Annotated in this window: 11 protein-coding genes; 3 read left to right on the top strand and 8 right to left on the bottom strand. The window is 65.6% G+C overall.

The window, feature by feature from the left end:
• Positions 1-100 precede the first annotated feature (100 nt).
• Both GY937_10665 and GY937_10660 read right to left on the bottom strand, forming a co-directional pair.
• Positions 101-1003, bottom strand: a complete 903-nt coding sequence (locus GY937_10665) for a PAS domain-containing protein (GenBank protein ID MCP5057173.1) — start codon at positions 1001-1003, stop codon at positions 101-103.
• 100 nt (positions 1004-1103) lie between these two features.
• The gene (locus GY937_10660; protein ID MCP5057172.1) at positions 1104-1760 is read right to left on the bottom strand and encodes a hypothetical protein; all 657 of its coding nucleotides are present in this window, start codon (positions 1758-1760) and stop codon (positions 1104-1106) included.
• A 180-nt stretch (positions 1761-1940) separates the two neighbouring features.
• Here GY937_10660 and GY937_10655 point away from each other — a divergent pair, with 180 nt between their 5' ends.
• Complete coding sequence (locus tag GY937_10655) at positions 1941-2777, top strand: PhzF family phenazine biosynthesis protein (protein ID MCP5057171.1); 837 nt, start codon at positions 1941-1943, stop codon at positions 2775-2777.
• Positions 2778-2949: 172 nt separating this feature from the next.
• On the top strand, positions 2950-3525 hold the full coding sequence (locus GY937_10650) for a uracil-DNA glycosylase family protein (GenBank protein MCP5057170.1): 576 nt from the start codon (positions 2950-2952) through the stop codon (positions 3523-3525).
• Between the two features lie 10 nt (positions 3526-3535).
• Here GY937_10650 and GY937_10645 read toward each other — a convergent pair whose 3' ends face one another.
• Together GY937_10645 and GY937_10640 are read right to left on the bottom strand one after the other, a co-directional pair.
• Positions 3536-3940: a hypothetical protein gene (locus GY937_10645; protein MCP5057169.1), complete on the bottom strand. Its 405-nt coding sequence runs from the start codon at positions 3938-3940 to the stop codon at positions 3536-3538.
• Positions 3941-3993: 53 nt separating this feature from the next.
• Positions 3994-4824 (bottom strand): helix-turn-helix domain-containing protein, encoded by an 831-nt coding sequence (locus tag GY937_10640; GenBank protein ID MCP5057168.1) that lies wholly within the window; start codon positions 4822-4824, stop codon positions 3994-3996.
• 393 nt (positions 4825-5217) lie between these two features.
• Between GY937_10640 and GY937_10635 the strand changes: the two genes are divergently transcribed.
• On the top strand, positions 5218-8169 hold the full coding sequence (locus GY937_10635) for an AAA family ATPase (GenBank protein ID MCP5057167.1): 2952 nt from the start codon (positions 5218-5220) through the stop codon (positions 8167-8169).
• Between the two features lie 20 nt (positions 8170-8189).
• Here GY937_10635 and cobO read toward each other — a convergent pair whose 3' ends face one another.
• The 4 genes from cobO to cobU are packed head-to-tail and all read right to left on the bottom strand — an operon-like array spanning position 8190 to position 11000.
• The gene (cobO, locus tag GY937_10630) at positions 8190-8789 is read right to left on the bottom strand and encodes a cob(I)yrinic acid a,c-diamide adenosyltransferase (protein ID MCP5057166.1); all 600 of its coding nucleotides are present in this window, start codon (positions 8787-8789) and stop codon (positions 8190-8192) included.
• Entirely contained in the window at positions 8786-9544 is a 759-nt protein-coding gene (locus GY937_10625; protein ID MCP5057165.1) for an ABC transporter ATP-binding protein, read from the bottom strand. The genes cobO and GY937_10625 overlap by 4 nt, the downstream gene beginning before the upstream one ends.
• Positions 9532-10482, bottom strand: a complete 951-nt coding sequence (locus GY937_10620) for an iron chelate uptake ABC transporter family permease subunit (GenBank protein ID MCP5057164.1) — start codon at positions 10480-10482, stop codon at positions 9532-9534. The genes GY937_10625 and GY937_10620 overlap by 13 nt, the downstream gene beginning before the upstream one ends.
• The gene (gene cobU, locus GY937_10615; protein ID MCP5057163.1) at positions 10482-11000 is read right to left on the bottom strand and encodes a bifunctional adenosylcobinamide kinase/adenosylcobinamide-phosphate guanylyltransferase; all 519 of its coding nucleotides are present in this window, start codon (positions 10998-11000) and stop codon (positions 10482-10484) included. Before cobU ends, GY937_10620 begins: the two co-directional genes overlap by 1 nt.
• Between the last annotated feature and the right edge of the window lie 24 nt (positions 11001-11024).

Genomic DNA, 11024 nt, shown 5'->3' with positions numbered 1-11024 from the left:
GGCTTCCAGGGCAACCCCGGCTCACACCCGATCCGGAGCCTTCGCGGTCCCGGGCGCCCCAGACCCTACTCACCGCAACAATTCAACCGAGAATCCCACGCTACGCGGCCGATCTCGCTTCTACCGCGCAGACTCCTAGCCCGTGGAGGAGGCGTCGTTGCCCATCGGGTCTGCGAATCTGGAATTCCAGATCGACCGGAGTTCCATCGTTCAGGGATCGGGCGAGCGCCTCGACGAGCCTCGGGCGGTCTTCGGCGACGATGGCATCGAAGAATCGCTTCGAGGAAAGCGGCTCGCCCGGTTCCCATCCGAAGATCCGGTAGTGCTCGTCCGACCAGCTGAGTTCGTTGGTCGCCGGGTCCCACTCGTAGCTCCCAACGCTCGCGATCCGTTGGGCGTTGCGGAGCGCCCTGTTGGATCGCCCAATTGCATCTTCTCGGCTCTCGCGTTCAGACGTGAGATCGCGAATCCGTTGGATGGTGAGGAAATGTCCCACCCGCGCTGCGAGCGCGGCGATCGAGCTGGCGAACAAGACGAGGCCGACGAGCGGCCATTGTGGGGCCGCAGATGCGAGCGCGAATGGCGCGAGCCATGTGGCTGCGCCGAAGAGTTCGACACCGACCAGCCAGCGGAGGTCGGTCAGGGAAACTGCAGCTCCGAACGCGAGGACCACATGCAGGGCGCCCAGGCCCGGGTTGGGGTAGACCAGCAGTTGGACCATGGCCGAGACGAAGAGCATGGCGAGGGTCGTGCTGGCCGCGAGATGTGCCCGCCGCGGTGGGTGGCGGTGCCAGCGAAGGGCCAACCCGAAAAGCACGTACCCGATGGCCAGCAAGGTAGCGGCGGCCGCGGGGGCGCCAGGCAGATCGATCTGGGACCAGAGGAGGCTCCCGAAGAGCACGGCAGGAGCACCGACACTCGAGATCGGGACCAGGGACGCGCGGAGCGAAGCCTCCGCGACTTCACTCGATTCCGCGTCCTCGATCCGCAGAGAAATCGCCACTGACCAGCCTCCAATCGCGAACGGCTGGGAAGGCCGATGGGGCTCTTCAGAGAATGGCATATTCCCCTGGCCATTGTCGCGCTTCCAATCGACGGCAGCTTCAGCCCGCGCGTTCCCCTGCCCGCCGAGCGACGTGGAGCTTGTTGCTCGCCTCGAGGCCGAGCAGCTGTCCGCGCTCGTACGACCAATGTTGGTTGCCCCAGTAATCGGCCTCCTTGGGGTGATTCCGGATCACGGCCTTCCGGGCATCCCAGGCAGTGTCGTAGAGCCAGCGCCCCATTCGGACCGTTACGGCCTCATCGCTCACGGCCTCGACGCGGGTGACGACATAAGGCATTTCGGGATCCACGTTCTCGGCTTCGCCCCGGAGATCGAGCACATAGAGATCGCCGATCACCGGCTCCGCGAGCTGGGCAAGATTCGCCTCTGCCTCCCTCGCGCCGTCGAAAGAGAGCCAACCGATCAATAGAGCGAGAAGCAGACTTCCGACCCAATGCCATCGGGGGCGCCGGATCTCGCGAATCGCAGCTCCGGCCGCGGCTCTCAGTTGCTCGGGGATCTCGGCTCCCACGCGCGTGAGGAAACAGGCATCACACTCGATGCCGGGCTGGCTTCCAACGGGCAGCGTAGGGATGTAGTAGAGGTGGGCGTAGCGCAAGACCCGGAAGCCGCGGAGTGTCGGCTGCTCGCACTCGGGGCATGCATGGCCCAGCCCCTGGCCGGCGGTGATGGTGGCGCGGGTTCCGTAGATGATCATCTGCGAGTCCTCCTGCCCTCTGGGGGGCTGAACAGTGGGTCTCGCCGAGGCTTCTGGAGGTTCAATCGGAATCGGGCATTCCAGCGGGGTGCGGATGATTCGCATGTCCGGCTTCGAAGGCCCTCGGATCGGGTGTGTTGGCCGGTGGCGCCCCGTGCGGCTCATCTGCATCGTCCATCCATGCGAAACTTCCAACAGGTCGATGTGTTCACGCAGGAGGCGGGCCTCGGAAATCCGGTCGCCGTCGTCCTCGACGGCGGGGGCTTGAGCGACGCCCAGATGGCTCGTTTCGCGCGCTGGACCAACCTCTCGGAGACGACCTTCGTGCTTCCCGCGACTGCGTCAGAGGCCGACTATCGGGTGCGGATCTTCACGCCCAGCCAGGAACTCCCCTTCGCCGGGCACCCTACCCTCGGTACCTGCCATGCCCTGTTGGAGGCGGGTCGGGTCTCGCGCGCGGAGGCCCTGGTGCAGGAATGTGAGGCGGGCTTGATCCCGATCCGTGTCGAGGGGGATGGAGCACTCGTCTTCACGGCGCCTTCAGCGAAGACATCCGCTTCCCCCAGGACGGCTGAAGAGCTGGTGAGGCTACTCGGCGGCGGAGGGGTGACAGATCCGCTCCTCATCGATGTGGGTCCACGTTGGCTCACCCTGCGCCTGACGGAACCCGGGGATCTGGATCGCATCCAGCCCGACTATCCTGCGATTGCGGATGCGACGCGCGCAGACGGCCTGGTTGGGATCAACGTGTATTCCGTCTCGTCGGATGGAACGGTCGAGGTGCGCTCGTTCGCGCCAGCGGACGGCATCGACGAGGATCCTGTGTGCGGCAGCGGCAATGCGGCCGTGGGCCACCATCTTCGTGCAACTGGTGCCGAGAGCCTTACGGGCGAAGCCTACGAGGCTCGCCAAGGTCGCTTCCTCGAGCGAGACGGCCGCATCCGTGTGCGGATCGCGGACCGCGTGGAAGTCGGCGGGCATTGCGTCTCCGTGATCGACGGGACGGTTGCGATCTAGTGGCCCGGTTCCGCTAGCCCATCCCCCCATCGAAAAGTTCATTGCAGTGGCCAGCGATGCGGCGACGGAAATCGATTGGCTGCCAGGGCATCGGACGTGCGACGATTCCCGTACCGGTCCATTCTTCGGATGAAGCAGGTGCCTGCTCGGTCCGTTCCGATGGGGGTGAGTCATGTCGCTTCGACGTCTTCTAGCGGAGGTTCGCGCCTGCGAGATCTGCGCGGCCGGTTTGCCGGTCGACCCGAACCCCATCCTTCAAGCCGACGCGCGAGCGCGCATCCTGGTCGCGGGCCAGGCGCCTGGTCGTCGGGCCCATGAGGCCGGAGTTCCCTTTCGAGATCCGAGCGGAGATCGCCTGCGTGCATGGATGGGAATCGACGATGATGTCTTCTATGACGCCCGGAGCGTTGCCATCATCCCGATGGGCTTCTGCTATCCCGGGACCGGCAAGAGTGGCGATCTACCACCGCGCGCCGAATGTGCGCCGGCATGGCGAGAGAAGCTCTTGGAATCCCTTCCGGATCTGCGCCTCACGCTCGTGATTGGCACCTATGCACAGGCCTATCACCTCGAGAAACGTGCTCGCACACTCTCGGAAACCGTCGCGGCTTGGAGGGAGCGGGACCCCAAGGTGATGGCGCTTCCTCATCCGAGTCCGCGCAACCAGGGCTGGTTCAAACGCCATCCCTGGTTCGAAGACGAGCTGCTTCCGGTGTTGCGTCGTCGGGTCAAGCGGGCGTTGGCATGATCGCGCGAGCCTACTTGCCGAGCTTGCCCTGGTTCTGACGCTGCATGTGGCATCGGCGCGAGGGGAGCCGGCGTGCCGCGCAGTCGCGGACGGTATCCGCGGCAGGCTCATTTCCGACAGCGAAGACGTAGCACGTCGCACGCATCCCTCCGGAGCGCGCGGCCCGGCGGCAGCGATCCAGCGCCCCGTTTCGGGCGTCCGCTTCCGACGCTTCTCCGGCGCTGATCCCCCAGGCGAACCGGCTGTTCGCCTCGGTTCCGAGCGCGAGAACCTTGGCTCCCTCCAGGGCTTTGTATTGGGCGACGACCGCCGGGAAATCGGGCTCGTCATATCCGGACAGGGAGGAGGTTGCGCAGCCTGCGGTGGCCACCCACGCGAGCAGGAGCCAGGCGGTGCGAAGGATGGGATGTTTCACCCGGCAACCCTACCTGAACCCGGGTTGGAGGGCAGCCCTTCGGGCCCGGCGGCTCAGTGCAGGGCGCTTGCCAGGGTTTCGATGGCGCGGAGAGTGGCGGCCGTCCGGGAATCGACATCCAACTTGGCGTACACGGCCTCCAGGTGCTTGGCGACGGTGCGGTCACGGATGTCGAGAATGATGGCGACCTCGGCGTTGCTCTTGCCCTGGGCGATCCAATAGAGGGTCTCCGCTTCGCGCCGGGTGAGCCCGAGGCAACGGAGGCGTTCCGGGTCCCCCTGCCGATGGCTGGCTTCGACCAGAAGGACGCGGCTCCCGTTCACCATCCCCAGATCGCGGACGATGATCTGGTCGAGGTGGTGTTCGCGAACCAGGGGTTGGCGTTTCGAATCCGATGCCAGCCAGGCTTGGACTTCTTCCGGCATGCGGCCTCGCGACGTGCCAAAGAAGATGCCGAAGGCTTCGGCTGCGCCTGGGTCGATGCGGAGCGGTCGTCCGTCGGTATCCAGTTCGACGAGGTTCTTGTCCAGGCGGGTTCGAACGAATGCATCGACCCGCAGTTGCCGTTGCAGCGTTCCGATCAGCGCCGCCTGGGTCCGGGCCTGTTCGAGATGGGGCATCAACAGGGAGAGGAGGGCGCGCTCACGTTCACTGAAATCCTTGCGGATGCGGTTCAGACTCAATCCGTGAATACGCGCGCCATCCGGGCCGCGCTCGGTCGGGCCGCTCGGCACGAGGATCTGACATTCGATTCCGAGCTCGCGATAGAAGGAGCAGTAGAGGGGATTCTGATGCCACTCATCCTGGCCGACGAAATCGCTGATCTTCCGAGGGCCGTCCACGCCGCATTCCAGGTAGTGGCGGGCCACCGGATGCTGGTCCATGTGTCTCTCGAAAGCCCGACTCAAACGGGCATGAGCGGCTTGGACGCCCGGATCCGCGACGACGGTCTTCGCGCGGTGCAGGGTCAGATCGAGCTCCTGGTAGCTCACCAGGTCGGAGCCGACCAGATGAGGAACCTCGCGAATGGCGGTCTCGGCGAACTCATCCAGCTCGCGCGTCGCATACAGGGCATGAGCGATGCGTTGAAGGGTGTCGAAGTCGGTTCTGCGCAGCTGCTGCATGGGGGCTTCTCGCGGGACGAGGCCATCCTATTCCGTCCGCAGGGCGAGCGGCGCGGCTCTCACCCGCCCTCACGACAAACTCACGCTACTTGCCGGCGCAGGCCTCAGGCTTGGCGACGTGAGCATGGCCAGAAATGCCCCTATCATCCGGCGATGACCGCCGGTCCCTCGCTGCAAGGCTCGTATCGGCTGGATACCAATGCGCAGCACCTAAGCAGGGGGGACGACGAAGTCCCGTTGCCCCCGAAGGTATTCGCCCTGTTCCGGTACCTGGTCGAGAACGCGGGGCAGGTTCAGAGCCGCGATCAGTTGCTCGAGGCGGTCTGGCCCGGCGTGACGGTCAGCGCCGATGCTCTCCGCTACACCCTTCGTCAGCTTCGTGTGGCACTTGGGGACATTGGCTCGGAGCCGATGTTCATCCAGACCTTGCCGCGGCGTGGCTGGCGCTTCGTCGGTCGAGTTGCGGATGCGGGCTCCGGGGTCTGGCTCCTCGACGCGGCTCCTGCAAAGGGAGGAACGAAGGGGTCGGCCTCGCTTCCGACGCGGGCTCCTCTCGTCGGGCGGAGAGAGGAAATCGGGCAGTTGAGCCATGCCCTGGCTCGTGCTCGCGAGGGTTCGCGACAACTCGTGCTCGTTTCGGGCGAAGCGGGGATCGGGAAGACATCGTTGGTCGAGTCGGCCTTCCAATTCGTCGCGGGTACCCCGGGTGTGTCGGTCGCGCGAGGCCAATGCATCGAGCATCACGGTGCATCCGAGCCCTATCTCCCGGTACTCGAAGCGATCCTGCGGCTGTGTCGCTCGATCGGAGGTGACGAGCCTGTCGACGTGCTTCGCCGCCACGCGCCGATGTGGTTGGCCCACCTGCCCTCGCTGACGCAACCCGAAGAGCGGGAGGAACTGCGGCGCCAGATTCAGGGTGCCAGCCCCGAGCGGATGATTCGTGAGCTGACGGATGCGCTCGAAGTCCTGAGCCGAGATCGCGTCGTCATCCTGTGGATCGACGACCTGCATTGGTCCGACGCGGCCACGCTCGCGTGGTTCGCGCAGGTGATGCGTCGCGACGAGCCGGCGCGTCTGCTCGTCATCGCCTGTCATCGGCCGAGTGAGGCTTCGACGCCGGGCGACGAGCTCTTTCCCGTCTTGCGGGAGTTCGTCCTGCGCGGCGATGGTCGGGAGCTCGCACTCGGACTGCTCGGCAGGGAGGCGCTGGTGGAGTACCTGGACCAGCGCTTCCACGGCACGTTGGCCGACGCCGATCGCTCGAATCTCCGCGATTTCCTCACGGTGCGGACCGAGGGAAATCCGCTCTACGTCGTCAGTGTGGTGAACGATCTGATCGACCGGGGCGTCCTGGTCGAGCTGGAAGGCCGTTGGCGGTTGGAGGGCAAGCTCTCGGGGCTCCCGCCGTCGGGCTCGCTTGCTCTCTTGTTGCGCGACGAAATCGGGCGCGTCGAGGCGGCCGATCGCGAGCTGTTGGAGGTCGCGAGCATCGCGGGCATGGAGTTCTCGGCCGCGGCTCTGCTCAGGGAAAACGGGCCGACGCTGCCAGAAATCGAGGAGCGATGTGAGGTTCTCGCTCACCGCGGGCGCTTCCTGGTGGCAAAGGGGCTGGCCGAGTGGCCCGATGGCACGATGGCTTCCGGGTTCGGTTTCTCCCATGCGCTCCACAGGGAAGCATTCGAATCCGAGATCGGCTTTGGACGGCGGAGCCGTCTCCATCTCGAGATCGGCCTGCACAAGGAACGCGGTTTTGCGGGATCAGAAGGAAGGATCGCGGCGCAGCTCGCCCACCACTTCGAACAAGCCCACGATACGGTTCGAACGGTCCGCTATCTGGCGCTTGCCGGCGAGGAAGCGGCCCGGCGATTCGCAAACCTCGAGGCGACGGCTTTGTTGAGAAAAGGGCTGGAGCTCCTCGCCCAGCTCGAACCTTCGGCCGAACGCGACGCCCAGGAGCTGGCGCTACGGCTCGTACTGAACGTCCCTGTCGCCGCAGTGGAGGGATATGGTGTCTCCGCGTTGGAGCACAACCTGACCCGGATCGAGGAGCTGGCCAGTCAATTCGGGGAATCGGCTGCGTTCTTCCCCGTTCTGTTGGGTCTGTGGTCATTGAGTCTGGTTCGCGCGGACATGGCCCGCGCAGGCGAACTCGGGCGCCGCTTGATTTCCATTGCCGATGGCAATGACGATGCGGTCTCTCGGCTCCAGGGCCAGCGTGCGTTCGGGCACGTGCGCTTGTACGAAGGCTTTCCCAAGGAATCCTGCGAGCTGATCCAAGCCGGACTCGATGGATACGATGTCGAGCACCATCAACGTCTGGACTATTCCACCGGCGATGATCCGGTGGTCTTGAGCTTTGCCTACCTCTCATGGGCGCTCTGGTTCCGGGGGCTACCGACCCAGGCGGTCGCCCGGGCGGAGCAGGCGGTTGCTCACGGGCGGGCGCTCGAGCATCCGCCTTCTCTGGCGATCGCAATGGCTTTTCGCGCGGTGGTGCAGCTGTTCCGTCGCGACGCGGAAGGCGCAATGAGAGCGGTGGCCGAGCTCGAAGAGCTGGCACGGCACGAGCACATGGCGTTGTGGCTCGCGCTGGGACAGATCGTCAGGGGCTGGGCACTTCAAGCCGAGGTTTCGCCTCGAGAATCCCTCGAGGAACTCGATCGTGGCATTGCTGCGTGGCGAGAAATGGGCGCCGGGCTCGGTCTTCCCCTCTGGCTCTGTCTACGCGTCGAGCTGATGGTGAAATCAGGTGACACGAGCAGTGGACGATCAACGCTCGCTGAGATTCAGCAGCTGATCGAGAGATCCGGCCAGGTGATCCTCGATTCCGAGCGGCGCCGGGTCGAGGGCCTGCTCCTGGCATGCGGGGACGAAAAGGACCGGAGGCTGGCGTCGCGCTCGTTCGAAGCCGCCTTCGAGATCGCTCGAGGTCACGGAACCCTGTCGATGGAGCTGCGTTCCGTCCTGTCCTGGGCCGATTTCGATCGCGGGGAGAACGGGCGGATCAGCGACGCTCGCCGTGCGCTCCTGTCGGGGGTTCTCGAGCGTTTCAGCGAGGCGCGGGACGATCCCGACCCCCGAGCTGCTCGGCGCTTGCTCTGCTAGGCCCCTCGACGAGCCGCCCGTTACAACTCGATCCCGCGCTGCGCCTTCACTCCGGCCTGGAAGGCGTGCTTCACGGTTCGGACATCGCTCACGGTATCTGCGAGATCGATCAGCTCTTTGGGTGCACCTCGACCCGTGATGACCACGTGTTGATCGTGTGGCCGGTTGCGGAGCGCCTCGAGGACGGGTGGAAGTTCGAGCATGCCCTTGGAAAGGGCGATGCAGAGTTCGTCGAGCACGACCAATGAGATCTCCGGATCCTGGAGGTGCTTCGCAGAGATCTCCCAGGCGCGGGCAGCAGCCTTCTGGTCCCGTTCCTTGTCCTGCGTCTCCCAGGTGAAGCCCTCGCCCATCAGGTGGACCTCGACCCCCGGCAGATCGCGAAATAGCAGGAGTTCTCCGGTCTCTCGCGATTTGATGAAGTAGACGATCGCGCACGGCATCTCGTAGCCGAGGCAACGGGCAACCATCCCGAACGCAGAGCTGCTCTTGCCCTTCCCATTGCCCGTCAGAACGACGAGTACCCCGCGATCTTCGTCGGACTTCGCGATGCGCTCGTCGATCTTCGTTTTGCGTCGAGCCATTCGCTCCTTGTATTGGTCGTCGTTCTGATCCGTCATTCGGGGCTCCTTCGCAGATCGCGGGAATGATAGGCCGGAAGCAGGGCGCTTTCTTCCTGGCCTTGTGCCACATGCAAACGGGTTCCGAAGACCGGCTCCAACTTCTCGGGGAGAAGCAACTCCACGGCCGGGCCCGTCTCGTGGGTCTCGTCCGCCCGCAGCAGCAGTGCCTGATCCGCGATCGCGTGCGCCTGGGTCAGATCGTGCAGGACGACGACGAGGGAGCGTCCATTCCCGGCTTCCTCCCTCAGGAGATCGAGGCAAGAGACTTGATGGCGCAGGTCGAGATGCGTCGTCGGCTCGTCCAGGAGCCAGACCGGTGCGTCGCGTAGCCACAAGGCCGCGAGTTCGACGCGCTGACGTTCACCCGCCGAGAGTTCAAAGAGCCGACGCTCTGCGAGGGGGCCGAGGTCGAGCCTTTCGAGTGCGTCGTTCACCTTACGCGTTCGGCTCGGTACGAGCTCGAGGCGTTCGTGAACCTTGAAGCCGAATTCGGCACTCGGCAGGCTCCCCTGCCAAGCGATCCGTTGGCCTCGCTCGGTGGGCAACCAACGGCTGAGGCGTTTTCCATCGAGGAGCACTTCGCCCGCCGTAGGGCGGAGTACGCCGGCAAGAGCGAGCAGAAGGGTCGATTTGCCCGATCCGTTCGGCCCCAGGACAGCCCAGATCTCCCCCGGCCCGACAGCCATGTCGAGGTCGAGGATCAGTACCGCGTCTCCCCGTCGAAGTTCGAGGCCATGGGTCAAGAGCTCCATTGGCTTCTCCGTACCAGCAGCCAGAGGAACGTCGGTACGCCTAGCAGCGCCGTCATGACCCCGACCGGAAGCTCCGCCGGTGCGACGATGGCGCGGGCTGTGGCGTCTGCCAGCACCAGCAGGCCCGCGCCGCAAAGGGCCGAGGCCGGCAGCAGGAACCTGTGTGGGGAGCCGATCAGCAGGCGCACGGCATGCGGAACGATGAGGCCGACGAATCCGACGGTCCCTGCGGCGGCGACAGCCAGGCCGGTCGTTGCCGAAGCGAGCAAGACGAGGACGAGCCGCAGCCAGGCTACCGACGTGCCCAGGGTCGCGGCGTGAACCTCACCCAGTGCGAGCCGGTCCAGATCCCGCCCGAGGGCAACGCCGATCGCGAGGGCCAGCGCCCCTGCGCCATACAGGAGCCAGTTCGGAAGCGGGTTCGATCCCAGATCGCCTAGCATCCACTGGACGGCCCTGCGCAATTCCGGGTCTCCCAGTTGCGAGAGCGCGAGCGCCACCATGGCACCCCAGAGGGCCGCCAGCACCACTCCAGCCAGCAGCAGACGGGTAGGGCCGAGCCGCACGAAGGGGAGTACCGCGAGCGTTCCGACCACCGCGCCCAGGAAGGCGCCGATCGCCGGCGCGATGGCGCCTCCGACGAGAGCGATCGCGATGATGGCCCCGACCGAGCCACTCCCCGCGACGCCCAGGATGTAGGGCTCGGCCAAGGGGTTGCCGACGAGCGTCTGCAGCCATGCCCCCGACATGGCCAGGAGCGCGCCCACGGCGGCGGCGCTCATCACGCGAGGCCAGCGCAGGGATTCGAGGATCACCGCATCCATCGTCGAGCCGGAGCCGAAGGGATCGATCCAGCGCTCCCCCATGGCGAGGCCCAGTGCCACACTCCCTGCAGCGAAGAGGGCTACCAGCACGAGGCGGCTCCACGGGCTTTGCATCAACGGCCTTTCACCGCGAGTGGGATCCCAGCGACCATCAGCTCGACGTTCTCTGCGAGAGCCGCGACGCGTTGGTTGAGCACGCCCTGGGCATCCCTGAATCGTCTCCCGGAGGTGCTGGCCGGAACCACGCCGCTCCCCACCTCGTTCGAAACGATCACGATCCGGCCGGGCAGCTCGGGCAGGATTTCTTCGAGCGCTTCGGCTGCCTCGATTGCAGTGTTTCCGGCGTGCAGCCAGTTGGAGAGCCAGAGGGTGAGGCAATCGACCAGGACGAACGCATCCTCACGGCATTCGGTACGCAGGGTTTCGACGAGTTCGAGCGGGGTTTCGTGGGTCGTCCATGAGGTCGGTCGTCGCTCTCGGTGTGCGGCAATGCGGGTCGTCCATTCCGGGTCCTCCGGAATCTCCGGTGCCGTTGCCACGTAGATGACCGGGCCTTCGTGGGCGAAGGCGAGTTCTTCGGCGCGCCGGCTCTTGCCGCTTCGGGCGCCGCCTAGCAGAAGCGTCAAGGGCATAGGGCCGCCTCCAGTCGCGTCCAT

The organism is bacterium (genome assembly GCA_024228115.1).
Classification (GTDB): Bacteria; Myxococcota_A; UBA9160; order UBA9160; family UBA6930.
This window is presented reverse-complemented; position numbering and strand designations above follow the sequence as displayed.

What these genes read in the sequence shown, in the direction of transcription:
- GY937_10660 (MCP5057172.1), bottom strand. Translation starts at nt 1,760, where the DNA reads ATGATCATCTACGGAACCCGCGCCACCATCACCGCCGGCCAGGGGCTG.
- GY937_10655 (MCP5057171.1), top strand. Translation starts at nt 1,941, where the DNA reads ATGCGAAACTTCCAACAGGTCGATGTGTTCACGCAGGAGGCGGGCCTC.
- GY937_10650 (MCP5057170.1), top strand. Translation starts at nt 2,950, where the DNA reads ATGTCGCTTCGACGTCTTCTAGCGGAGGTTCGCGCCTGCGAGATCTGC.
- GY937_10640 (MCP5057168.1), bottom strand. Translation starts at nt 4,824, where the DNA reads ATGGACCAGCATCCGGTGGCCCGCCACTACCTGGAATGCGGCGTGGAC.
- GY937_10635 (MCP5057167.1), top strand. Translation starts at nt 5,218, where the DNA reads ATGACCGCCGGTCCCTCGCTGCAAGGCTCGTATCGGCTGGATACCAAT.
- cobO (MCP5057166.1), bottom strand. Translation starts at nt 8,789, where the DNA reads ATGACGGATCAGAACGACGACCAATACAAGGAGCGAATGGCTCGACGC.
- GY937_10625 (MCP5057165.1), bottom strand. Translation starts at nt 9,544, where the DNA reads ATGGAGCTCTTGACCCATGGCCTCGAACTTCGACGGGGAGACGCGGTA.
- GY937_10620 (MCP5057164.1), bottom strand. Translation starts at nt 10,482, where the DNA reads ATGCAAAGCCCGTGGAGCCGCCTCGTGCTGGTAGCCCTCTTCGCTGCA.
- cobU (MCP5057163.1), bottom strand. Translation starts at nt 11,000, where the DNA reads ATGCCCTTGACGCTTCTGCTAGGCGGCGCCCGAAGCGGCAAGAGCCGG.